Annotated in this window: 24 protein-coding genes and 1 tRNA gene; 10 read left to right on the top strand and 15 right to left on the bottom strand. The window is 54.5% G+C overall.

All coding sequences use genetic code 11. From position 1 onward, the window contains the following. Nucleotide 1: 1 nt before the first annotated feature. The gene (locus HP15_RS08700) at nt 2-1,444 is read right to left on the bottom strand and encodes a cytochrome ubiquinol oxidase subunit I (protein WP_014577123.1); all 1,443 of its coding nucleotides are present in this window, start codon (nt 1,442-1,444) and stop codon (nt 2-4) included. Nucleotides 1,445-1,627: 183 nt separating this feature from the next. On the opposite strand from HP15_RS08700, the gene HP15_RS08695 reads away from it, so the two are divergent. The 5 genes from HP15_RS08695 (at nt 1,628) to HP15_RS22860 (ending at nt 6,120) form a co-directional block, all read left to right on the top strand. Next, a complete protein-coding gene (locus tag HP15_RS08695; RefSeq protein WP_041646210.1) occupies nt 1,628-2,269 on the top strand; it encodes a class I SAM-dependent methyltransferase in 642 nt (213 codons plus the stop codon). 75 nt (nt 2,270-2,344) lie between these two features. Beyond that, nucleotides 2,345-2,431, top strand: a tRNA-Leu gene (locus HP15_RS08690). A 193-nt stretch (nt 2,432-2,624) separates the two neighbouring features. Further along, nucleotides 2,625-3,599: an AAA family ATPase gene (locus tag HP15_RS08685; RefSeq protein ID WP_014577121.1), complete on the top strand. Its 975-nt coding sequence runs from the start codon at nt 2,625-2,627 to the stop codon at nt 3,597-3,599. Nucleotides 3,600-3,614: 15 nt separating this feature from the next. Next, nucleotides 3,615-5,192, top strand: a complete 1,578-nt coding sequence (locus HP15_RS22865) for a S8 family peptidase (protein ID WP_264642264.1) — start codon at nt 3,615-3,617, stop codon at nt 5,190-5,192. A 46-nt stretch (nt 5,193-5,238) separates the two neighbouring features. After that, the gene (locus tag HP15_RS22860; RefSeq protein WP_264642430.1) at nt 5,239-6,120 is read left to right on the top strand and encodes a S8 family serine peptidase; all 882 of its coding nucleotides are present in this window, start codon (nt 5,239-5,241) and stop codon (nt 6,118-6,120) included. A 182-nt stretch (nt 6,121-6,302) separates the two neighbouring features. On the opposite strand, the gene HP15_RS08675 is transcribed toward HP15_RS22860, so the two are convergent. Then, nucleotides 6,303-6,938 (bottom strand): hypothetical protein, encoded by a 636-nt coding sequence (locus HP15_RS08675; protein WP_014577119.1) that lies wholly within the window; start codon nt 6,936-6,938, stop codon nt 6,303-6,305. Between the two features lie 245 nt (nt 6,939-7,183). Here HP15_RS08675 and HP15_RS08670 point away from each other — a divergent pair, with 245 nt between their 5' ends. Beyond that, on the top strand, nt 7,184-7,546 hold the full coding sequence (locus HP15_RS08670; protein ID WP_014577118.1) for a hypothetical protein: 363 nt from the start codon (nt 7,184-7,186) through the stop codon (nt 7,544-7,546). 38 nt (nt 7,547-7,584) lie between these two features. Here HP15_RS08670 and HP15_RS08665 read toward each other — a convergent pair whose 3' ends face one another. The 3 genes from HP15_RS08665 to HP15_RS22355 are packed head-to-tail and all read right to left on the bottom strand — an operon-like array spanning nt 7,585 to nt 9,502. Further along, on the bottom strand, nt 7,585-8,388 hold the full coding sequence (locus HP15_RS08665; RefSeq protein WP_014577117.1) for an enoyl-CoA hydratase-related protein: 804 nt from the start codon (nt 8,386-8,388) through the stop codon (nt 7,585-7,587). A gap of 53 nt (nt 8,389-8,441) precedes the next feature. Then, nucleotides 8,442-9,320: a DMT family transporter gene (locus HP15_RS08660; RefSeq protein WP_014577116.1), complete on the bottom strand. Its 879-nt coding sequence runs from the start codon at nt 9,318-9,320 to the stop codon at nt 8,442-8,444. Between the two features lie 38 nt (nt 9,321-9,358). After that, nucleotides 9,359-9,502, bottom strand: coding sequence for a hypothetical protein (locus tag HP15_RS22355; RefSeq protein ID WP_167450411.1), 144 nt, complete (start codon nt 9,500-9,502; stop codon nt 9,359-9,361). Between the two features lie 188 nt (nt 9,503-9,690). On the opposite strand from HP15_RS22355, the gene HP15_RS08655 reads away from it, so the two are divergent. Further along, nucleotides 9,691-10,482, top strand: a complete 792-nt coding sequence (locus tag HP15_RS08655) for an enoyl-CoA hydratase (protein WP_041645221.1) — start codon at nt 9,691-9,693, stop codon at nt 10,480-10,482. A gap of 25 nt (nt 10,483-10,507) precedes the next feature. Here the strand turns inward: HP15_RS08655 and HP15_RS08650 are convergent, their stop codons facing one another. From HP15_RS08650 to HP15_RS08640, 3 genes are read right to left on the bottom strand one after another with little or no spacing between them, the layout of a single operon-like run. Further along, a complete protein-coding gene (locus HP15_RS08650) occupies nt 10,508-10,963 on the bottom strand; it encodes a DUF192 domain-containing protein (protein WP_014577113.1) in 456 nt (151 codons plus the stop codon). A gap of 58 nt (nt 10,964-11,021) precedes the next feature. Further along, nucleotides 11,022-11,783: an ABC transporter permease gene (locus HP15_RS08645; protein ID WP_008171593.1), complete on the bottom strand. Its 762-nt coding sequence runs from the start codon at nt 11,781-11,783 to the stop codon at nt 11,022-11,024. A 26-nt stretch (nt 11,784-11,809) separates the two neighbouring features. Then, nucleotides 11,810-12,730 carry an ABC transporter ATP-binding protein gene (locus HP15_RS08640; protein ID WP_008171591.1) on the bottom strand — a complete coding sequence of 307 codons (921 nt, stop codon included), beginning with the start codon at nt 12,728-12,730 and terminating at the stop codon, nt 11,810-11,812. A 102-nt stretch (nt 12,731-12,832) separates the two neighbouring features. On the opposite strand from HP15_RS08640, the gene HP15_RS08635 reads away from it, so the two are divergent. Continuing rightward, complete coding sequence (locus HP15_RS08635; RefSeq protein ID WP_081449832.1) at nt 12,833-13,324, top strand: hypothetical protein; 492 nt, start codon at nt 12,833-12,835, stop codon at nt 13,322-13,324. Between the two features lie 89 nt (nt 13,325-13,413). Then, nucleotides 13,414-13,725, top strand: a complete 312-nt coding sequence (locus tag HP15_RS08630) for a hypothetical protein (RefSeq protein WP_014577111.1) — start codon at nt 13,414-13,416, stop codon at nt 13,723-13,725. Here the strand turns inward: HP15_RS08630 and HP15_RS08625 are convergent. The 4 genes from HP15_RS08625 to HP15_RS08610 all read right to left on the bottom strand — a co-directional run bounded on the left by HP15_RS08625 (nt 13,718) and on the right by HP15_RS08610 (nt 17,467). Further along, a complete protein-coding gene (locus tag HP15_RS08625; protein ID WP_014577110.1) occupies nt 13,718-14,323 on the bottom strand; it encodes a hypothetical protein in 606 nt (201 codons plus the stop codon). The genes HP15_RS08630 and HP15_RS08625 overlap by 8 nt on opposite strands. A gap of 135 nt (nt 14,324-14,458) precedes the next feature. Further along, on the bottom strand, nt 14,459-15,925 hold the full coding sequence (locus HP15_RS08620) for a PhnE/PtxC family ABC transporter permease (RefSeq protein ID WP_014577109.1): 1,467 nt from the start codon (nt 15,923-15,925) through the stop codon (nt 14,459-14,461). Nucleotides 15,926-15,941: 16 nt separating this feature from the next. Then, nucleotides 15,942-16,592, bottom strand: a complete 651-nt coding sequence (locus HP15_RS08615; RefSeq protein WP_014577108.1) for a phosphonate ABC transporter ATP-binding protein — start codon at nt 16,590-16,592, stop codon at nt 15,942-15,944. Beyond that, on the bottom strand, nt 16,592-17,467 hold the full coding sequence (locus tag HP15_RS08610; protein ID WP_197476564.1) for a putative selenate ABC transporter substrate-binding protein: 876 nt from the start codon (nt 17,465-17,467) through the stop codon (nt 16,592-16,594). Before HP15_RS08610 ends, HP15_RS08615 begins: the two co-directional genes overlap by 1 nt. Nucleotides 17,468-17,644: 177 nt before the next feature. On the opposite strand from HP15_RS08610, the gene senB reads away from it, so the two are divergent. Continuing rightward, nucleotides 17,645-18,631, top strand: a complete 987-nt coding sequence (gene senB, locus HP15_RS08605; RefSeq protein ID WP_041645219.1) for a selenoneine biosynthesis selenosugar synthase SenB — start codon at nt 17,645-17,647, stop codon at nt 18,629-18,631. Here senB and selD read toward each other — a convergent pair. The 3 genes from selD to HP15_RS08590 are packed head-to-tail and all read right to left on the bottom strand — an operon-like array spanning nt 18,628 to nt 22,011. Further along, nucleotides 18,628-20,904 carry a selenide, water dikinase SelD gene (selD, locus tag HP15_RS08600; RefSeq protein ID WP_014577105.1) on the bottom strand — a complete coding sequence of 759 codons (2,277 nt, stop codon included), beginning with the start codon at nt 20,902-20,904 and terminating at the stop codon, nt 18,628-18,630. The genes senB and selD overlap by 4 nt on opposite strands. After that, entirely contained in the window at nt 20,904-21,572 is a 669-nt protein-coding gene (locus HP15_RS08595) for a helix-hairpin-helix domain-containing protein (protein ID WP_014577104.1), read from the bottom strand. The genes selD and HP15_RS08595 overlap by 1 nt, the downstream gene beginning before the upstream one ends. A 40-nt stretch (nt 21,573-21,612) precedes the next feature. Further along, a complete protein-coding gene (locus HP15_RS08590; RefSeq protein WP_008171578.1) occupies nt 21,613-22,011 on the bottom strand; it encodes a hypothetical protein in 399 nt (132 codons plus the stop codon). Nucleotides 22,012-22,175: the final 164 nt, after the last annotated feature.

The following is a 22,175-nucleotide window of genomic DNA, read 5'->3' as shown; positions in this document are numbered from 1 at the left end:
ATCAGTGACCTCCCTGGTTTACTGGCTTGGCAGTACCAACAGTATCGCCGGAGTCGTGATCGATTTCGAAAGGCACGTGTGCGGCGGAGAACGGACGCTTCGGCCGTTCGGCCTCGTGCTCGTCTTCATCGTGGTCTTCGAGACCGACATAAAGCACGCGCATCAGGTAATACACGCCGGCAGAGAACACCAGAGCGTACACAACGATATAGCCGATGAGTGTGAACAATGCCATGCCGCCCGTCAGTGAGGGAGTCAATGCCTGTGCCTGGATCATCTGGCCGTACACCAGCCAGGGTGCCCGGCCTGTTTCGGTCACGAACCAGCCTGTCAGCACCGCAAAGAAGGGGGCAATGCTCATAAAGCGCATACCCTGCAGGAACCAGCTGGTGCGCCAGTACCGTCCTCCGGCCCTCAAAACCAGGCCGGTGACTGCGAAGGCGATCATCAGCAAGCCAATACCCACCATGATCCGGAAGGACCAGAACACGATCGCGACGGGCGGCTGCTCTTCAACAGCCACTTCGTTCAGGCCCGGAACCTCGCCGTCCCATTCGTGGGTGAGAATGAAACTGGCCAGGCTGGGAATGCCAATCTCAAACAGGTTGCGCTGGTTTTCCTGATCGGGAATGGCAAACAACAACAGAGGCACATTGCGGGAAGTTTCCCAATTGCCTTCCATCGCTGACACCTTGGCCGGCTGATGCTCCAGAGTGTTCAGGCCGTGGAAATCCCCCAGGACTGCCTGGGCGGGCGCAATGAACAGCAACAGCCAAAGGCACATGGACAGTGCTTTCTTGTTGGCCTCAACCTCGCGACCGCGCAACAGGTACCAGGCGCTCACGCCGGCCACAACAAAGCCACCGGTAAGGAAAGAAGCCAATGCCATGTGGGCGAAGCGATAGGGGAATGAGGGATTGAAGATCGCCTCGCTCCAGGAAGTCACGTAGAACACGCCGTCGCGAAGTTCGGTGCCGGCCGGAGTCTGCATCCAGCTGTTCGCCGAGAGAATCCAGAACGACGAAATGAAGGTGCCGGTGGCAACCATGATAGCGGCAAACAGGTGAACACCAGCGGGCACCTTGTCGCGACCAAACAGGAGCACGCCGAGGAACGCCGCCTCAAGGAAGAACGCCGTGACCACCTCATAACTCAGGATTGGGCCAAGGAAATTGGCAGAGGCCTGGGCGAAGTTACTCCAGTTGGTACCAAACTGGAACGACATCACGATGCCTGATACCACCCCCATGCCGAACACCACGGCAAACACCTTGGTCCAGAAGGCAGAGAGCTTCACCCACAACGGATTCTCGGTTTTGAAGGCCAGGCCTTCGAGTACCGCGATGTAGGAAGCGAGGCCGATGGTAAACACCGGAAAAATGGCGTGAAATGACACCACGAACGCGAACTGGATTCGCGATAGGATGAGAGGATCAAGTTCCATGGGAACCCTCCGGTAACGATCACATCATAACAAACGGGCCCAGCGAACCCGTTCAGCCGCTGCCTTAGCTCTGATTGTTATATTGTTATTACCGGCAGATGGTTACTATGCTACTAAATAAGCTAGCAGTTTCGATAGGGCCGATTGTCGCACCCTTGATTTAAAACAATTATGGTGATGCCGATGAGCTTTTACGAAGACAGAATACTGCCTCACATCATAGACCGGGCTTGCTCAATGGGCCAGGTGATGAAACTTCGTAGCCAGGTGGTTCCCCATGCCAAAGGTGTGGTTCTGGAAGTGGGCATGGGCTCGGCCATCAACATGGAGTTCTACAACGCCAATAATGTCGATATGGTGTACGGCCTGGAGCCCTCAGAAGGCATGCGTAGAAAGGCCCAGCCCAACCTTGCCAAAACTCCAATAAAGGTTGAATGGCTGGATCTGCCCGGGGAGAAAATCCCTCTGGACGACAACTCCGTGGACACCGTTCTGCTGACCTTCACCCTGTGTACGATCCCCGACTGGAATGCCGCTCTTCAACAGATGCGCCGAGTGCTCAAACCCGGCGGTGAACTCCTGTTCCTGGAACACGGCGAATCGCCCCACGATGACACGAGGAAATGGCAAAACCGCATTACCCCGGGCTGGAAAAAGCTGGCCGGCGGCTGCCACCTGAACCGACACATCGCAGACCTGATCCGTCACGCCGGCTTTGAAATCCAGGAGCTGGAAAACCTCTACATCCCCAAGGCCCCGAAAATCGCGGGATACATTTATAAGGGCAGGGCGATCAACCCGGTAGAGACCAGCCCGGCAGCCTGATAGTGCGGGCAGAATCCGAATTGCGTTACCCCACGCAGACTTATACAATTCTGCCCGTCAAAACCTCCCCCGAATGCTCCGGTGGTGAAATTGGTAGACACAAGAGACTTAAAATCTCTCGACCGTTAGGTCGTGCCGGTTCGATTCCGGCCCGGAGCACCAATAAAATCAATGCCCCACTACAGTCAGCGGTTCCAGTTGCCGCCTTGAGTTTTTGGATTTAGAGATAAGGTAGTCACCTTGCGGCATTGCTCAGCACATTCAGATCCATTTAATGAGACAACGCCCTAGATCTTCACTATCATTCCAGCATCTAATTTAGCAAACGAGCACCACATACAGAGCGTGTAACGTTATGGCAAGTTCAGAGCACTTAAAAGCATTGGTTAAGTCGCATCTTGAGAATGATGACGAACGCTTTGTGTCCATAGCACTGCAAGTTGCTGCGCATGAAGCTCGTAGCGGCCATGGGAAATTGGCTCAAGAACTCAGGGACATTGTTCAAAGGGCGAAGAAAAATTCCTTCCGAAAGGCTTCGGTTTCAATAGCTAAAAGTATTTCGGATGAATCAGGTCTTTTAGTTGCTTCCCATCCTAAAAACAGGCTTTCTGACCTGGTCGTTTCGGATAAAGTGAGATATCAACTGGACCGAATTGTTCGAGAGCAAAGGTTTATGAGTCGTCTAAAGGACCACGGACTACACCCAAGGAGAAGAGTGCTTCTTGTTGGTCCGCCCGGAACGGGGAAGACCTATACGGCGTCTGCGCTCGCCGGTGAACTTGATTACCCGCTATTTCAGGTTAGGCTTGACTCACTTATAACAAAATTTATGGGTGAGTCATCGGCAAAGCTTCGCCAGGTGTTTGATGCAATATCAAATGTTCGAGGCGTATATTTTTTTGATGAATTTGATGCTCTCGGTTCGCAGCGCCAAGGAGGGAATGACGTTGGTGAAGCCCGAAGAATCTTGAATAGCTTTCTTCAAATGATCGAAGAAGACCATTCCAATAGCCTAATTGTATGCGCCACAAATCACATCGAGGTTCTTGATAGCGCACTTTTTCGGCGTTTCGATGATGTAATCAGGTATGCAATGCCTAGTAAAGATGAAATAGTAAGGTTGTTTAAGGGGAGATTAGCTGGTCATGTCGCGAAAGATTTCCAGTGGTCGAAGCTTCCCGACCTTTGCGAGGGGCTTAGTAATGCTGAAGTTGTTAGGGTCGCAGATGAGGCATTGAAGGAAACTCTTATATACGGGCATAACAAAGTCACTGATAGCATGTTGGAAGATGCTATAACTGATCGTCGAGAGATGAGAAAATCAATATAAAGTTAGGAGCTGTAAATGCCCCGCATCAAGGATGGACGGCAGCATATAATTCTCGGTAGTACTGGCAAACCTGAAAAATACACATATCCAAGGAAGGTAGTCACTGCCAAAAATGTTCCGCAACGAAATCGAATGGAACAAGCCGCAAGCCTCTCCTCCCAGCTTAATCGTGTGAAAGAATCGAAGCCTGCAATAGTTCGAGAGGCAGAACAGTACGAGCTAGAGTCATCTATCGGCCTTCAAGTGACGTTTGATAGCTTCCCCGGGGTTGAGCTTGCATTCGAGAGTCTGGCTGACTCACGACAAAAACTTGAATTACTAAATGTGCGGTATCATGACGATAAAGTTACCGCTACCGTTTTTGTTCCCATTGATAAGATCGGATTTTTTGAGAAAAAGATTAAAGACTACCTAGAGGGGCGTAAGGATCGTAAAGGCGGTCCTCGAGATAACAGAACGCTCATAGATGCGATCGAATCTATACGAGAGTCAGCATTTAACGAACTTTGGAACGACGACGATTCGGCCTTACCAACAGACGGCCAACAAGAAATTTGGTGGGAGATATGGCTGCCTGTTCTAGATGACAGAACGGCTGTAGTCCACGACTTTAAAAAAGTTGCAGTTTCAATTGGGATCGAAGTTTCTGACAGCACTTTGGAGTTTCCTGAACGAACAGTGCTTTTGGCCCACTGCACCAAGTCAAAGTTATCTCAAAGCTCTCTATTAATGAGCAAGATTTCCGAGATTAGACGAGCTAAAGAGACAGCAGAGTTCTTTGATGCAATGGGCAGAGAAGAACAAACGGAATGGGTAACCGAATTACTGGAAAGAACCAAGTTTACAAACAATGAAAACAGTCCTTTCATTTGTGTTCTTGATAGCGGTATCAACTCCGGGCATCCATTAATCTCTCCTGTCCTTGATTCCGATGATCGACATGTCATTGATCCGTCATGGATCATTAATGATGAAGACGGCCATGGAACGGGAATGAGCGGCCTCTCTGTATGGGGTGACCTCACGACGGCGCTTGAGACCACAGAGGATCTCGAGGTGAATTGGCGCTTGGAAGGGGTCAAGCTAATCAGATCGCCCGGGGACAATAAGGGCAGGCACCATGGAGTAATTACAGCGGAAGGGGTTTCACTGCCGGAAATTCAAGCGTTTGATCGGAATCGTGTCTATGTCATGGCATTGTCTGCTACCGATTCAAGGGATAGAGGACGGCCATCGGCTTGGTCAAGCACGATCGACAGCCTTTGCTCTGACTATTTGGGAGAAAATCGGTTTCCCCGACTTATGCTGGTGTGTGCAGGAAACACCGGCGATGACTTAACCGAATTAATGGGTTACCCCTCTCATAATGAGTTACAAGATATTCACGACCCAGGCCAAGCTTGGAATGCAATTACAGTGGGCGGGTACACAAGAAAGGTGGTTATTGATGATCTAGGGGCTGACAACTATGAGCCAGTAGCTCCAAATGGAGGCTTGAGCCCGTATAGTACGACATCACTCACCTGGGAAAACTCGATGCCGATAAAGCCTGAGGTTGTTTTCGAGGCTGGCAATGTGGGAAGGATAATATAGCTGTGCAGGCCTAAATAGTCTCAAGCTTCTAACTACAAACCATGACATTTCAGAGAGGCACTTCTCAACATTCGAAGCAACAAGCGCTGCAACTGCCTTGGCAGCGAATTTTTCTGCAAAGATTCTGCACGAATATCCAAATCTATGGCCTGAGACTGTAAGGGCGTTGATGATCCATTCGGCCGAATGGACCGATGCAATGACGGAGCAGTTCACCGACCCTAAGAAAACAGACAAGCATAATGCCAAGCGTTTAGCCCGTTGTGTTGGTTTTGGCGCTCCAAGCGTAAATCGTGCGCTTAGTAGCTTAAAAAATTCTGTTGTTATGGTTGTAGAAGACCATATTCAGCCCTTTGAAAAAAAGAAGGGAAAATCCCCATCAACCAAAGACATGAATTTGCATGAACTGCCGTGGCCGAAAGATCTTTTGGCATCTTTGGGTGATACAGAGATTAGGATGACGGTTACGCTGTCGTATTTCGTGGAGCCGAATCCTTCCAGTCGCAATGTCTCAAGTAAATATCGTTACCCGAGCCATCAACTTCGCTTCGATGTAAAGCGCCCAACTGAGTCCACGGATGCATTCAAGGCTAGAATGTCACGCGCAGCTCAAAGTGCTGAACAGGGGAATTCAACAGTTGGGAATGGAGATCCCAATTGGCTTTTTGGCGAATACAGGCATCGAGGCTCAATACATAAAGATGTATGGCGCGGTAGTGCTATCGAGCTATCAGAGAGAGGGGTAATTGCGGTTTACCCTGCTATGGGATGGTGGAGAACTAGAACAAAGCTTGAGTCATTCAACAAGACTGCTAGATACGCTTTAATCATATCAATTGAAGCACCGGAAGTTGACACGGATATCTATAATGAGATCCAGACCATAATCGAATCGACTGTTGAAACTGAAGTCCGTATTCATAATTGAGTACCTTGCATTGGCGCACAGTTATTGACAGAACTCTAAGGTGGCGGGTGAATGCCGCCACCGTCAGCTTCTCCCACCGTAAGAGTGCGTCGACAGGCGAAGCGGCAATTTTGTTTTTTACTCCCGGGACCGTGTAAGTCACGAACGTGAATCTAGCAAGAGATTTTTCTTTCGTTGTTGATTCACCAGTTAAAACCGTAGCCAAGCCCATATCCTCTAATTCCCTCCGCATCGGTGTATTCAAACGATAAGCGGTGATGGCGCTTTGCCCAGCCGGCCAGGCCGATCGTGTAGTAGGGATCAGAACCTTCAAGTGTGTTGTCATGGACGCCCAGCTTTAGCTCCAGGGTATCGGGTATGGCAAAAACGCGAAGCTGCGCTCCAAATACAGCTGCCGTATCGCTATCTGAAAAACATAGAGTGACACCACATGCTTCAGTATTAAATTCGCCGATACCTATTGTCGGAATGACATCAACCTTTTCGCTGGCATCCAGAGGCATTCCCAGAAATAAAGCGCCAGAGGAGATCTCCACTTTCGAACGCTGCTTTTTCTCGTCGGCGCGACGGAAATGCGCTCCAATGAAGAAGTTCTGTGCAATTTGATAAGAACCAGTGATTTCGACAGCGTCGAGCTTGTCGTAGGTTCCATCAGTGGTAGGAATCTCCGTTTTCAGATCGATGTAGCCATACTGAAAACCGATCTGTGTATAGCTGAAGGTAGGTTTTGTGAAGCCTTCGGGTAATCTATTGGTTTCAGCCGCGAGGTATGGTGATAGACAAACTGTGAGAACGACGCTTGGCAGAAACTGCTTCATAAAAAACTTAATACTCCAGGCTGGTTCGAGGTTCTATATATTCCACCCGGCATTAGAAAGATCGCCTAAGTGCCTATATTTCCGAAATATTCCAGGGCAGGCGCAAGAAAATTGGCAACATAACCTGAGAGATATCTTTTTTCAATCTCCATCCAAATTGACGACTCAAGCAGCGCAGTGATCGACGTTCCCACCCCCGGCGTAAGCTTTAACTCAATGCTTTCCGCATGAGGAGACAAACCGCCATGGCCGAAGTTGAAACTATCGGTAAGCAAATCGCAGATTATGTGAACGATCCCATCGAGAAAGCCAAGCGGCTGATCGTGACGCCAGTGGGGCAGGCCAGAATGATTGTCTGTACGCCATCACCCGGCCAGGGTGCCTCCTCGGCGATTGAAGCGGCAAACAGTCTGCTTTCGGAAGATGATCAGATAGCGCTGGTCGAAGATGTCAGTGAACTGACAGATCCTGCGCAGGTGGTTTCCATCATCAATGATGGTGGTATCGAGACCGAAAAGGGGTTCCATGTGGCTTTCAGTCTTTCTGACGAGACGATTACAAGGCAGGTGGAGAAAGAGCTCGACCTCAAGGTCTTTACGGGGCAATAGCCCCGTTTGATAGATAGGCGGCCATTTGGCCGCCGCCACTATTTTTTCGACATTGCTTCAAGCATTTTGTTGACCGCTTCCAGGTGCTCAGGCTCGTTGTGGCACATGCCCTGGAAGTTGGCGCATACATCCAGAAAATCCTTCAGCTCCATTCTCGGCGCCATTTTCATCAGGCGTTTGGTGAGGCGAGTGGCTTTCGGTGGCTGGCTGGCCATGCGACTTGCCATGGCATTAGCGGCGTTCATAAGTTCGTCCGCTGGCACCACCTCCAGAACAATGCCCAGCTCCTTTGCCTCGGAAGCATCTATCACCCGCCCGGTGAGCGTTAGCTCGAAGGCGCGCTGATAGCCAATCAGGCGCTGCATAAACCAGGCGCCGCCGTCACCCGGAATGATTCCCAGGTTAAGAAAGGTTTCGCCGAACTTTGCGTTGTCCGAGGCAATGCGGATATCCGCCATGTTGGCCAAATCGAAGCCGGCTCCGATGGCGGGACCGTTGACCGCGGCGATGATGGGTATTTCCACATTCTGCAGGGCCAGGGGAATGCGCTGGATGCCTTTGCGGTAACGGTCGGCGCATTCGGCCACGTCGCCGGCAAAATCGCCGCTGCGGTTGGCCATGTCCCGGATGTTGCCGCCTGCACTGAACGCAGAGCCCGCTCCGGTGATCACCATTACCGACACGTCTTCGCACTGGTTAACCCATTCCGCGGTGGTCACGATGTCGTCGATCAGGTTTGAGCCGGTCAGCGCATTGCGCAGGTCGTGACGGTTCAGAGTAAGCGTGGCGACACGGTTCTCGAGGGTCAACAGGGCATCGGTGAGCTTGGGTACGGTGGTCATTGTTGCGGTTCCTTGTTTTTGATCAGCGCGTATCTTCGCGCGCGGGAACCGGGTTAATCAACTGCCACCCGCGCTTTTCGGTACCGGCTTACTTCTGTCCAGCCATGCACCGCCAGGGCGGAGAATACAATAACACCACCTACCAGGCTGAGCTTTGGCGGTACTTCGCCGAGGAATAGCCAGACAAGGAAAGACCCGAACACGGTTTCCAGAAGCAGCATCAGGCTGACTTCCGCCGCCGGGATATAGCGGGGGCCAATCTGGATCAGGATGCACGCAGTGGGCAGGAACACCAGACAGAGCAGGGCGATAAAGAAGAAATCACGGGCCGAGGGCATCTGCGCACCACTAAGCAATGCCGCAACACCTGCCAACACCAGCGCGCCGAACATAAGCATCACGCTCATATCGCTGTCGGGTTTGGAGCGCGCTACGTTGAGGTTGGAGGCCAGGGCAGTGGCGGCAACCACGGCCATCAACAGACCCAGAGGGTCGCCCTTGCCGAATTCGCCCACGGCCATGAAGGTGGCGCCGGTGACGCACACCAGAATAACTACCCAGGTGCGAAGAGGCAGCGTTTCTTTCCATACCGCCCAGGCAATCACGGCCGCGATGACCGGCGCGGTGTTCAGGATGACCAGCACATTGCCGGCGGCTGTGTTCTTCATGCCAACCACGAACCCGAGGGTACTGATGGCAAAGGCACCGGCACAGAACAGGCCTTTACGGCCGCATTTTCGAATTTCAGGCACCAGCCGGGAACGGTATCGCGCCCAGCTGATCACAAAAAAACTGATCGCCAGTAACAGGCCGCGCCAGAACAGAAAGACCACAGGATCCACGGAGGTGATTTTCACCAGCAACGCATCGGGCACGATAAACAGCACGCCCAGAGCTGCGATGGTCAGTCCTTTGATTCTGGTCGTCTGCAACGTGGCTTCGCCTGTTCCGGTGTGGTGGTTCGGTTAATTTATGGGTTGTCCTGTTCCGGCAGCGGCTGGATGCTGTTGATGTCGCCGGTTGGTGTTGCTGGCTCGTCTTTTACGATTATGAAGACTGCTCCGCCGATAACCGCGATAGCGAAGATGGCTTTGAGGATCATTGATTTTGACATGCGTTATTCCTCTCTGCAGTTTTGGCTTCTACCAACAGCCTATGGGCAGCAGAGGTCTATAACAACCGCAACGAATTGAAAACTGAGCATCCTACAAAAGTCGCTTCGACAGTATAGACGCAGTCAGCAATACTCTGGGTAAGATTCCAGAATGCCCGGTGCAGCAACGATTCAAATGGAGTGTCCACATGACTGAACAAACACAAGAGCTGGTGCACAAGTACAGCGAAAATGGCATTACCACGCTTACACTGAACCAGCCGGAGAAGAAAAACAGCCTTTCCATGGCCATGCTCGAGGCCTTGTCTGAAGAGCTGGCGATCATCGCCTCCGATTCGGAAACGCGGGTTGTCGTCCTTGCGGCTCATGGCAACGTGTTTTGTGCCGGCCATGACCTCCGGGAAGTGCGTGAGCAGTTTGATAGCCATGAATTCCAGCTGGCCCTGTTTAACCAGTGCAGCAAGGTGATGCAGCAGATCGTGAACCTGCCCCGGCCAGTCATTGCGCGGGTGGCGGGTGTTGCGACCGCCGCCGGCTGCCAGCTGGTGGCCAGCTGCGACCTGGCCGTGGCGGCCGATACCGCCCGGTTTGCGACGCCTGGCGTCAATATCGGGCTGTTCTGTTCCACGCCGATGGTGGCGCTGTCCCGGAATGTGTCACGCAAGCACGCCATGGAAATGCTGCTGACCGGTGAGATGATTGGTGCCGTGAAAGCTGAACGCATCGGACTGGTCAATCAGATTGTTGATGAGCAGCACCTGGACGAAATGGTTTACAAGCTGGCGCGTACCATCGCAGACAAGTCCGGCCATACCCTGAAGATTGGTAAGGAAGCCTTCTACCGGCAACTGGAAATGCCGCTGGAGGACGCTTATGAGTACACCTCAAAGGTGATGGCAGACAACATGATGGCGAACGATGCCCAGGAAGGTATCTGCGCATTTCTGGAGAAGCGCAAGCCAGAGTGGCAGGACAGCTGAATCGGTTGCTGAGACATTGCCCGGCCTAATTTGCCGGGCAATTGTCCTTTCCGATGGCAAGCCGGTCGCCCGTTCCGATTCCATGTTCCAGGAAAAAGCCGGCGTTCATCTCCACGGCCTCGATGAATGGCACACCGGCCGGGTAGGTGGGGCAACCGGAGCCGCTGGCCGAGGGGCAGGGCACCATCTTGCGAATGCTGCCAATCTTGCCATCCTCGTTCAGGTAGGCGATGTCGAGGGGAATCAGGGTCTTGTACATCCAGAATCCGTGGCTGGCTGATCTCGGCTCGCGGTATTTAAACAGCATCCCGGCATCGGGAGCCATGGACGTACGGCCCATCAGTCCTTTCTGGCGTTGCTCGGAAGTGCTGGCAATCTCGAGTTGCACTGGCACCACGCCCGACGCAGACACAAAGCAGGCCTCGACGACCGGCAGGCCGTCCTGAGGTGCTGCAATGCCCGAGGAGCAGCCGTAGAGCAATAAGCTGGCTGCAAGGAGGGCCCAGACTTCCGCCCCCGAACCGGGCTTGATGCGCAGGTCACGAGCGCAACCGGTAGCCGGTCTTGAAAATCCACCAGATGCCGACCATGCAGGCCGTGAGGAATACGAGGGTCATTCCCACACTGATGGCAATATGAACGTCAGACACGCCGTAAAACGCCCAACGGAAACCGCTGATCAGGTAAACCACCGGATTGAACAGGCTCACCGTTTGCCAGACCTCTGGCAGCATGTCGATTGAATAGAAAGTACCGCCAAGGAAAACCAGCGGTGTGACAATCATCATCGGCACGATCTGAAGTTTTTCGAATCCGTCGGCCCAGATGCCGATAATGAAACCGAACAGGCTGAAGGTCACCGAGGTAAGCACCAGGAAGGAGAGCATCCAGAAGGGGTGCAATACGTCGTAGTCGACAAAGAACTTGGCGGTCGCCAGGATGATAAGCCCAAGAATGATGGACTTGGTGGCAGCAGCACCGACATAGCCCAGCACCACTTCCACATAGGAGACCGGGGCAGAGAGCACTTCATAAATCGTGCCCGAGAACTTGGGCATGTAGATGCCGAAGGAGGCGTTCGAAATACTTTGCATCAGCAGCGACAGCATCACCAGGCCGGGGATGATGTAAGCGCCGTAGGCGATGTTGTCGATGTCGCCCATCCGCGAGCCAATCGCTGAGCCAAACACCACGAAATACAGGCAGGTGGAGATAACCGGCGAGAGCACACTTTGCATCACAGTGCGCTTCATGCGGGCCATTTCAAAATTGTAGATTGCGCGGATACCGTACAGGTTCATGCATTTCTCCAGAATAGCCGGCAGTTTTACTCGTGCACCAGGCCGACAAAAATCTCTTCAAGGGAGCTTTCCCGGGTTTGAAGGTCTCGGTATTCGATACCGAGATCGCCAAGCGTGCGGAGCAATCGGGTTACCCCTGCCTGCTCTCGCTGGGAGTCGAAGGTGTATATCAGCTCGTAACCATCCTCTGACAGCTCTATCGGCTCCAGAGTCAGTTCACCGGGCACCTTGTCCAGTTTGTGCTGCAGCTGCAGTCGCAACTCTTTCTTGCCCAGCTTGGTCATCAACTGGGCCTTGTCCTCGACCAGAATGATCTCGCCACCGCGAATGACACCGATGCGATCCGCCATTTCCTCGGCTTCTTCGATGTAGTGGGTGGTGAGGATGATGGTCACGCCATGTTCCCGAAGTTTGCGTACCATTTCCCACATGTCCCGGCGCAGTTCAACGTCGACGCCGGCCGTGGGCTCATCCAGGAACAGTATCTGGGGCTCATGGGAGAGCGCCTTGGCAATCATCAGGCGGCGCTTCATGCCACCGGAGAGAGACATGATCCGGTTGTTGCGCTTGTCCCAGAGAGAAAGATCTTTCAGGACTTTCTCGATGTGCGCAGGTTTCGGCGCCTTGCCGAATAGCCCACGACTGAAGGAAACGGCATTCCAGACAGTTTCGAATGAATCGGTGTTGAGTTCCTGTGGCACCAGGCCGATGGTCTCGCGGGCCTTGCGGTAGTCTTTGACAATATCGTAACCGGCGGCCGTTACCTGTCCGGAGGATGCATTGACGATACCGCAGATGATACTGATAAGCGTGGTCTTGCCAGCGCCATTGGGGCCGAGGAGGGCGAAGATCTCGCCACGGCGGATGTCCAGGTTAATGTCTTTCAGGGCCTGAAAACCGTCGCCATATACCTTGCTCAGGTGCTTAACGGAAATATCCGGCTGCACGGGCGTGTCCTGTGGTCAGAATGGGTCGAATTGAAGGCGCAGTATTTTCTCATGAGTAGCGCCAGTTTAGAAACCTTTGCCTCGGCCGGAGAAAACCCCATAATGCCGGCCAGGTTTGTTCGGGAAGCGGTTATGTTACGCGCGATTGCTGTTACAGGATTGATTCTGGCCGTGGTTGTTGCCGGTGTGTTCGGTTGGCGCCTGCTAGGAGACACTGGCGAAACGTCCGGCGGAGAAAGTCAGACTGTTCAGTGTGATCTGCTGGAAAGCGGTCCGTGCCAATGGTCAAATGGTTCCGGAGATTGGCAGGTTGCCCTCAACACCATGGGCGTGGGCGCTCAGGGCACCGAATACCAGCTAACCGTTGCTACACCGGAACGTCCGGAACGCTTTCTGGCTGTTCTCCGGGGCGAGTCCATGTACATGGGCGAGTACCCGGTGCCCCTCGGCAAAGAGTCGGAAAACCAGTACTCCGCCCGTTTCACAGCCCCTTTTTGCACCGTGGATGGCAAAATGACCTGGCGCATTGATCTGCAACAGGGCCAGGAACTCATCGAAAACATCCCGGTTAAGCTGGTTTTCCAGGCCGAATAGCACCGGGACAGCTGAACCGGCAACTGGTCGGCTGACAACGGTACGGGATTGTGTAAAATCATCTCATCGCCATTTGCAGGGACAACGTGATGGATTACGGAGATAGCGTTCAGAAGGTTCTGCTCAGAAAAATCCGCAAAGCCGAACAGGATCTGATTCAGCTAAAGCTTGATTACTGCCGGTTTGTTTTCGGTCTGACCCATCGTGCGAAAGTGCTGGCCGGTGGCGTAACCTATGTGGTTCGTTCCGTGGATGTGGACAGCATGGCCAATACGGATGATGGCGGCTTCAGCCGGCCTGAAATAACCGGAACCCGAGTGGACGAGCAGGATCATGCGGAACCCGTTGCCCTGGGTACCGACTGGGTACTTGAAACCGCAAACAGACAGGCTGCTAAATAAACGCGTTGGCAGTAATGGCGTCGTAAAGACTCGACGTGGGCGGTACGAAATGGTTGTATCGCCAGAACTCCGCACCTTCCAGACCCGCCCGGAAACAAGCCAGATAAACCGCACTGTCTGTTAATGTGCTGATCGCCTGCATCGCCTCCGGTTGACGAATCCCTGTTTTTCGATTGATGGTCTGGGCAACGATCCCGGCCAGTGCCTCGGAATGCCGACTGCTTTTGTCGCTCAGGGCGCAGCCGGCACCGTACAGCCAAGCCGTGGCATACGCTTTGACCGCATCGGGTGCGGTCGCTAGCACCAGACCCTTTACGCGGCAATCCCGTTCCTGGAGACCAGCCAGAATGTGCAATCGGGTGATGAGCTCAGCCCGGTCCGGAGCAGCTTCAGGAACCGGCCTTCTGCTGGCAACCGGCCATTCGGAATTGTTTGAGGGCAGGTCGGTAGCTACCGTGTCCTTCGTTGCTGGCCAGATTTCCTGGCGACCGACTGCGATGGGTTCGGAACGCACCAGCGAGATAACCCGCACAGCCAACAGGACAAGCAGCGCCAGCAGCCCGACCTGAATGAAGAGAATCAACCCGTTAACCATCATCACCAGAACTCTGAATGTTGCAATAGGTGATCAGAGTGTAACGGAATGTATCCGCACAATACCGCCAACCGTTCGCCAATTACCGGTTTAGCGTTGGCCGAAATGACGGAACTGTGATGGGGATCGCATTGCGGGTTAGCAGGTGGGCATGGTCTGCAAGGCCAGCTTGCGGCGAATATAGCGGCCGAGGGTATCAATGCCGATGTTCAGTAGGGCCGTGATGAGGATCAGCACCATAGCCCGGTCAAACCGTATGTTCTGGATGGCGCTGTCGACGTAGAAGCCGAGGGTATAGATGCCCAGTATGCCGAGAATCGCGGTTTCCCGCATGATGATTTCCCACCGGTAAAACAGAAACGCCAGGAACGACCGATACACCCGCGGAACCAGCTCCCAGCTGTAGCGATTGAAGCCGGTTGGTGCATCGGGCCGCAGGCGAATGCCGTTGGTCTGGCGGCCAATCAGATGGCCGATGATCCCGCCATTGTGGAGCGCGAGCGCGACGACAGCTGGCAGCATTGAGGGACCCCAGAGCTGCAGCAGGATGTAGGCGAGGATGTATTCTGGTGTTGAGCGGGCTATGACCAGAAATATATGCCCCGATGTGCGCCGAACCGGGCCACCGAAGTGGTTGGAGATCAGAGGGAATGCCAGGAGCGTCAGGATGCCCGTTGCGACCAGGGCGATCTGAGTGAGTATCACAGTATTCCAGATACCGGGCATGGCCTCGTTAATCATAAGATCGTTGAACCATGGGATCAGGCCGGCGACCCCTTCACCATTTCGCAGAGGGCTGGGAACGATGTCCTCGGTAAAGAAACGGGCCACATTGCCCCAGACAATCGGCAGGCCATCGCCAAGGAAGAAGGGCGCCCCGAGGATATAGACGGGCAGAAGTCTGGGCCTGACCCAGAGAGGCATGGTGGCAATCAGCACGTAGAAGAGGATCAGCATGGCGCCGGCGTCTGAATAGAGCCCCTGGGAGAAGGAGGTTTCCAGATAGAAACCGAGTGTCGGCAGGCCCACGAACCCGAGGATGGCGCTGGAACGGAGGCCGCACTCCAACCGATAGGCCGTATAGGTACGAAGCTGAACCCAGCAATCGGGGATCCGGGTGTAAAGAAACGCCGCTATCGTACCGGTGCCGGGGGGCAACAACCGTCCCGGCTCCGGGTCCGTCTCATCCAGGATTTCGGAATACACTTTGGCAAAGATCCCGGAGTAGGGAATGGCAATTGCCAGTACACCAGTCAGCGGATGAAAACCGAAAAACTGAAGGAAGATCAGGGCCCAGAACAGCTCGTGGATGGCCCGGATAAACGCACAGAAGATGCGCACGGGCAGGAAACGGTAAACCAATGACAGCAGGAAACCGCAAACGCTGCCCAGGGCTACCCCGACAAACGCAAAGGCAACGGTTCTCAGCAGGGCCGTCATCAGCCCTTCGCTGCTGAAGAAGTTGGGTGTCAGAACCCCCAGGAAAAAGTTACCAAGGTCCCGCCATGGGTTGGACGCCGTAATCGCAATGTCTGCGAACAAGAGGCCAACAATGGCGACGGCCACAAAAATGAAGCTGGTGCGGACCGTTGGGGAAGAGAACATGAGCGTGGCCGTTTCCCTAATACAGCGACGTGATGTCGGTGGCCGACAGGCGCTCGCTGGATTCGTCCAGCGCAACCTGACCGTCCTGAATGCCGACAATGCGACTGCAGTATTTCAACGCCATCTCCACATCGTGCAGCGCGATCACACTGGTCTGGAAACGTTCTTTAAGCAGTTCCATCACCAGATGAGCCATCGGTCCATCGAGCGCTGAAATGGGCTCGTCCGCCAGGAGTACGGGCGCCTTACGATAGAGGGCGCGTGCAATGGCGACACGCTGACGCTGTCCACCGGAGAGCGACGCGGTGGGTAGCCATAGTTTTTCAGGCATACCCAGGGCCTTCAGCAGTTCACGCACTTCGTCGCGATTCTTTGAAAACGGGCGGATCAGGGTAACGGTGTTGTACCAGGTGGAATGTTTATCCAGTTGCCCCATGAACACGTTATGGAAAACAGGCAGGGCATTCACCAGGCCCAGGTCCTGAGGAACGAGCGAGGATTCCCGGTTTACCCTTTCATGAATCAGCCGGATAAGCGTGGATTTTCCAGCACCACTCTTACCCACGAGGGCAACCTGCTCTCCCTCATTGACTTTCAGCGACAGCGGGCCAATGACCCGCTCGCCGCCAAAAGAGGCCGTGAGGCCTGAAAGATCAAACCCTGACATCAGTCCAGGATTCCAATCTCTTCCGCAGTTTTGCGAATGGGCTCGTAGTCATCGTTGGAGGCCGGAATGAATCCGGACCGGGGGAAGCTCTCGAGCAGCGCCTGATCGTCGAGGTTCAGCAGAGCCTCGGTTACACGCTCCTTGAAGCCATCACCGAAACGCTCGTTAACGTCACCACGAATGGTCCACTGGTAGTCCGGGTAGGGCGGTGTTTCCCAGATGACCTGAACGGCATCGGTATCGATGTTGCCGTCCGCCAGTTCTTTTTCCCAAACCTGGAAGTTCAGGGCGCCGACCTGGTAAGTGCCGGCCTCAACCAGGCGCAAGGTGCGCGTGTGGTTGCCGCTGAAACCAACCCGGGAGAAGAAGTCGTCTGGCTGGGCGCCGAACACGTCCCGGATGTAGAACTCGGGCATAAGACGACCGGAAGTGGACCCTTTCGAGCCGAAGGTGAAGGTTTTGTCTTTCAGGTTATCTTCCAGAGCGGAGAGTTCGTCGGCAGGCTCGATGCCGGTGCTGGTGTTCGCGATAAAGTAGGTCTGGAATGCTTCATCCTCGACGCCCTGGGCGATGGCCTCGGAGCCGGGAACCAGCCGACGCGCCTGAACACCGGACAGCCCGCCAAACCAGGCCAGCTGAACCTGATTGTTACGGAACGCGGACACTGCGGCTGCGTAGGATTTAACCGGGATGTACCTTACTTCAACATCCAGTTCCTGGGAGAGATAATCGGCCACACCTTTGAATCTCTCGACCAGCTTGGTTTCGTCTTCATCAGGTATAGCGGTGAACACGAAGGTTTCAGCCGTGGCCGAAGCTGCGGTAAAACAGAAAAGACTGGAAACCATCAATTTCCGTATTAGATTAAGGGCCATTGGAGTTCCTTACTTTGCCAGACTGTGTGGAATGTGACTCAAGGGAAGTTGGGGCTCCCCGGTGCCTTGCAGGATACCTTGATTTACGTTAACTCTGAACAGCTATACGGTTTGCGGGTTTAATTGGCTCAGGACCGAACATTCCGAATTTCAGTCACCTGGGTCACGGCCAAGACTATGCGCATCACAATGATTACACCCGCTCAGCCGGGTTCGAAAGCAGGAAACCGGGCAACGGCGGAACGGTGGGAGACCTTGCTGGAAAGTGCCGGGCACTCGGTTGACGTGGTTACTGAATACCACGGTGAGCCCTGTGACGCTTTTATCGCTCTCCATGCGTGGCGAAGCGTTGATGCCATCAGAAAGTTTCGGACAAACTGGCCTGAAAGGCCCCTGATTGTTGCGCTGACCGGGACGGATATCTACCGCCACCAGCAGGAGTTTCCGGAAGAGACCCTGTATTCCATGGAGGCCGCGGATGCCCTGATCGGCCTGCACAGTCTTGTCGCCCGCGACATTCCGACAGAGTTGGCTGACAAGCTCACCACACTTTACCAGTCCGCAGACGGGCCGGAAGCATTTCCCGAGCCACGCAAGAAGGCGCAAGAGAGGGGATTCGGAGTTTGTGTTATCGGCCATCTCCGAGAAGAAAAGGATTCACTCAGGGCGGCTTACGCAGCCCGCCTTTTGCCCGACGACTCCCGCATTCAGGTTGTCTGCGCTGGCAAAGCTTACAACGAAGATTGGCGCGCCAAAGCGGAACAGGAGATGGCGAGTAATCCTCGCTTCCAGTGGCTTGGGGAATTAGATAAAGGCGATGCCCGGCAGTTGATGGCCGATAGCCTGGTAATGGTGATCAGCTCGGTGATGGAAGGTGGCGCGAACGTGGTATCGGAGGCCTGCCGCGCCGGTCTTCCGGTGATCGCCTCGGACATCCCCGGGAATGTTGGGCTTCTGGGCAACGATTATGCTGGTTATTTTCCGGTCGGGAAGGAACGCGCCCTGGCCGATCTTCTCTACAAAGTAGAGCAGGATCCGGAATTTCTGGGCACCCTCAAGCATCAAGTCAGTCAGCTTGCCGGGCATTTCATGCCGGAGAAAGAGCAGGCGGCGCTCGAGCAGGCGCTGCGCCAGGCGGTGCAACGCTGCTCAGAGAGGCACTAATCCCGCAGGGATATGGGCTCGATCGGTCCGGTCTCGTCCTGGGCGGTAATTCGCCCGATAATGGCGGTGTGGGGATAGCCCAGGGCTTTCAGTTCCCTTACACACTCCTCTGCCTTGTCCGCCGCAACGCTTGCCAGCAGACCACCCGCCGTTTGAGGGTCAAAAATCAGGGGATATCGGGCATGATTTACCCATTTTTCCTGATCCCGGATACCCCGGCGCAAGCGGATGTTTGCTGGTTGCAGGGAACTGAGAATCCCTGCTGCCGCTGTTTCCTCCGCGCCCGGAAGGATCGGGATGGCAGAAAGATCCAGTTCGGCATCTACACCCGAGGGCTTGGTCATTTCAACCAGATGCCCGAGGAGGCCGAAGCCAGTAACGTCGGTACAGGCTTTTGATCCAAATTTCCTGAGACAGTCTGCTGCCGCCTTATTGGACTGAACCATGGAGGCGAGTGCAGAATCAATCCACCGACCTTTGGCCGCCAGCTTTGCGTGAGCGGCAAACAAGGTGCCTGTACCGATGGGCTTGGTGAGAATCAGGGCATCGCCCGCTTTCAGGCCACCTTTGCTCATGACTTCTTCCGGGTCGATCAGGCCGTTGACTGCAAAGCCCAGGGCCAGTTCCTTGCCCTCGCCGGTGTGCCCGCCAACCAGCGCGCATCCTGCCTCGTTCAGCACTTCAACAGCACCAGACATCATCTGATAGACGACATCCTCAACCTTGGATTCAATTCCGTAAGGCACCGTGGCAACGGCCGTGGCACTCTGGGCTTCGGCGCCCATGGCAAAGACGTCACCGAGGCTATGATTGGCCGCCACCTTGCCAAAGATGTAGGGGTCGTCAATGAACGCTCGGAAGAAATCCACGGTGTGGACCACGGCTTTGCCGGGCGGTACTGTCAAAACGGCGGCGTCGTCCGGGGCGTGAAGGCCGATCAGGATATCGTCCCGCTCGATGGGTTTCAGCTCTCCCAGTGCACGCGAAAGAACGGTGCTGCCCACCTTGGCGCCACAACCACCACAACGCATGGCAACCGCCGAAATGGCCTGGGAGGCTTCCTCGGCATTCTGTGCGGCAGCCGTATCCGGCAGTCTGGATTCTTCCTCCATTGGAGGCAGATCATTGAACTTCTTCATGAAGCGGCGATCGATCCAGTCTTTCCAGCGCCAGACCCAGGCGCCGTCGAACTGCAGATCTCCCCTAGAGGCCACAGCGTATTTGTCCCCGGTACTGATTAGCGCTAACCACTTCTTCTGAGGATGAAAATCTTTCGGATCCTTGCCGGTTGCAAGCCGCTTGAGGTTGTCGGCGAGGGGAGGTCCCTGTCGTACCGCAAATACCCCCGCTTTTTCTCGGGGGTGATTCATGACGTTGGCAATATCGCCAGCAGCAAAAATGCTATCGTCATTGTCCACTTGCAAGGTATCGCGTACTCTCAGGAACAGACCATCGTCCAGCGCCAGACCTGTGTCCTTGAGCCATTCCGGGCCACCAGCCCGGGTTACCCAGAGCACTTCGTCCGTTTGCAGGGTTTCGCCGGATTCGGTAATCAATAACCCTTCCTGAACCTTGCTGACTGGCGATCCCAGATGGACCTTCACACCACGATTCGAGAGGGTTTTCCGGAAAACCTCACGCACCTTGGGGTTGTGGGTTGGCAGAATTTCGTCGGCGGCGTCAAAGAGGTGGAAATGCAGCTGACCGGGATCTTTACCGCGCTGTTTCAGTTCGTTCTTCAGTCGAAACTGCATGGCGAGGGTCAGCTCAACGCCACCGGCGCCAGCGCCAACCACCGCAACCGCCAGCGGCCCGTCGTGATTCTCGATACGGGAGAGCAGTGCAAGCCAGCGGTTGTTGAAGCCGGTGATCGGCTTCACCGGAACCGCGTGGTCGGAAGCGCCTTCCACTTCATTGACCCGCGGCGACGAGCCAATATTGATGGACAGTATGTCGTAGGGCACATCCGGGCGACCGCGGCAGATAACACGCTTCCGATCCCGGTCGATGCCCATGGCTTCGGCCCGGTAAAAGCGCGCGCCAGCGTATTCCGCCAGGCGACTCAGATCGATGTGGACATCGTCGTAGCTATAGTGGCCGGCCACGTAGCCCGGCAGCATGCCGGAATAGGGGGTGTGGGTGTCGCGGCAGATCAGGGTCAGGCGCACGCCGGGAACAGGGTTCATCGCGAACCGCTTGAGTACCCCGACGTGGCTGTGCCCGCCGCCAATCAGGACAATGTCCCGTAAAACAGGCTGGTCAGGCGTTCGCATCAGCCGATTTTCTTGGCTTCAGCGCTGAATTGGCTGTATCCCTTGACGTTTGAGAAGGCCTTGAGCTTTTCCTGGTCTTCGGCAGACGGATTGGCGATCTGGTCGATGGAGGTAATGCCAGCGTCCTTCATCTTCTTGGCGGTGGCCGGACCGATACCTTTAACCAGCGTCAGGTCACTCTTGTCGACCGGCTTTGCAGCCTTGGCAGCTGGTGCTTTCTTGGCTGCAGGCTTCTTCGCAGCCGGCTTTTTCGCCGCAGGCTTGCTGGTCGCGCCTTTGGCTTTGGAAGCTGTTTTGGCGGTTTTCTTAGGCGCTGATTTCTTGGCTGCCGTGCTGGCCTCTTTACTCACTTCATCTGTGAGCTTCTTGACCTCTTCACCCGCTTCCTTGGAAGCCACGCCAAGCCGCTCGAGAATGCTGCTCTGCAGTTCATGGAACTCTTCCAGGCGACGCTCAAACTCTTCGTGGAAACGCTTCATCTCGCGGTCGCGAAGCTCGTCGATTTCCTTGAGCAGCTTGCGAACAGGCTCCTGAACCTGGTTCTGCAGGCTGTCGAACTGCTTCAGCGCATCGTTCACCAGGCCTTCGATCTGGGAAGAAGTCTTTTCGAACTCCTTGTTGACCTTTTTCACGATTTTATCAACGTTCTGTTTGGCTTTCTTCGCCATGGAATGTCTCCTTACGGGCAGGTTTCAACGAAAATCAATATCAGGCCATCTGCCGGAAACCGGACATGGAGCCTGGGGAACGACGTGATTTGAGCGACTGTTTCTTGGATAGCACTTCCCGGATCCTGCGGAGCTTTTCCGCCAGCGACGAGCTGCCGTTGGAGTCGAGCTCTACAAAATCGATTGAATAGAAGAAATTACTGCAGTGTTTTCTGCGTTCGGTCACCAGCCCGGCGAGTCCTTCTGCGCGGATCTTGTCGAACGGCATGTCCATCACGAGATCCAGCACCACGGTATCACCGGGGTTGAACACTTTGTCGGTTTTCATAACACAACCGTAGCCGTCCAGCTCATAAAGGGCGGCTTCGACAAGTTCCTTCCGAAAAAGGCCCTGTCTGACTCGGAATCGCGCGACAAGGTCCGGCAATGCTTCGTTCATGAATCGGGTTCTCTGGTGATTTCCGTATCCACAGCAACCTGTCTCATTGGGAGACAGGCTGGATATTGGTTAAACAATAGACACTGAATTCTAGTTTTGCAACGCCATCAGTGCCATACGATCGACCGCTAACGCAGTTATTTAACAATTTCACCTGGCTGATC

The organism is Marinobacter adhaerens HP15, assembly GCF_000166295.1.
Classification (GTDB): domain Bacteria; phylum Pseudomonadota; class Gammaproteobacteria; order Pseudomonadales; family Oleiphilaceae; genus Marinobacter; species Marinobacter adhaerens.
This window is presented reverse-complemented; position numbering and strand designations above follow the sequence as displayed.

Coding starts and splice junctions, on each gene's coding strand:
- HP15_RS08700 (WP_014577123.1), bottom strand. CDS start 1,444: ATGGAACTTGATCCTCTCATCCTATCGCGAATCCAGTTCGCGTTCGTG.
- HP15_RS08695 (WP_041646210.1), top strand. CDS start 1,628: ATGAGCTTTTACGAAGACAGAATACTGCCTCACATCATAGACCGGGCT.
- HP15_RS08685 (WP_014577121.1), top strand. CDS start 2,625: ATGGCAAGTTCAGAGCACTTAAAAGCATTGGTTAAGTCGCATCTTGAG.
- HP15_RS22865 (WP_264642264.1), top strand. CDS start 3,615: ATGCCCCGCATCAAGGATGGACGGCAGCATATAATTCTCGGTAGTACT.
- HP15_RS08675 (WP_014577119.1), bottom strand. CDS start 6,938: ATGAAGCAGTTTCTGCCAAGCGTCGTTCTCACAGTTTGTCTATCACCA.
- HP15_RS08670 (WP_014577118.1), top strand. CDS start 7,184: ATGGCCGAAGTTGAAACTATCGGTAAGCAAATCGCAGATTATGTGAAC.
- HP15_RS08665 (WP_014577117.1), bottom strand. CDS start 8,388: ATGACCACCGTACCCAAGCTCACCGATGCCCTGTTGACCCTCGAGAAC.
- HP15_RS22355 (WP_167450411.1), bottom strand. CDS start 9,502: ATGTCAAAATCAATGATCCTCAAAGCCATCTTCGCTATCGCGGTTATC.
- HP15_RS08655 (WP_041645221.1), top strand. CDS start 9,691: ATGACTGAACAAACACAAGAGCTGGTGCACAAGTACAGCGAAAATGGC.
- HP15_RS08645 (WP_008171593.1), bottom strand. CDS start 11,783: ATGAACCTGTACGGTATCCGCGCAATCTACAATTTTGAAATGGCCCGC.
- HP15_RS08635 (WP_081449832.1), top strand. CDS start 12,833: ATGCCGGCCAGGTTTGTTCGGGAAGCGGTTATGTTACGCGCGATTGCT.
- HP15_RS08630 (WP_014577111.1), top strand. CDS start 13,414: ATGGATTACGGAGATAGCGTTCAGAAGGTTCTGCTCAGAAAAATCCGC.
- HP15_RS08625 (WP_014577110.1), bottom strand. CDS start 14,323: ATGATGGTTAACGGGTTGATTCTCTTCATTCAGGTCGGGCTGCTGGCG.
- HP15_RS08620 (WP_014577109.1), bottom strand. CDS start 15,925: ATGTTCTCTTCCCCAACGGTCCGCACCAGCTTCATTTTTGTGGCCGTC.
- HP15_RS08615 (WP_014577108.1), bottom strand. CDS start 16,592: ATGTCAGGGTTTGATCTTTCAGGCCTCACGGCCTCTTTTGGCGGCGAG.
- HP15_RS08610 (WP_197476564.1), bottom strand. CDS start 17,467: ATGGCCCTTAATCTAATACGGAAATTGATGGTTTCCAGTCTTTTCTGT.
- senB (WP_041645219.1), top strand. CDS start 17,645: ATGCGCATCACAATGATTACACCCGCTCAGCCGGGTTCGAAAGCAGGA.
- selD (WP_014577105.1), bottom strand. CDS start 20,904: ATGCGAACGCCTGACCAGCCTGTTTTACGGGACATTGTCCTGATTGGC.
- HP15_RS08595 (WP_014577104.1), bottom strand. CDS start 21,572: ATGGCGAAGAAAGCCAAACAGAACGTTGATAAAATCGTGAAAAAGGTC.
- HP15_RS08590 (WP_008171578.1), bottom strand. CDS start 22,011: ATGAACGAAGCATTGCCGGACCTTGTCGCGCGATTCCGAGTCAGACAG.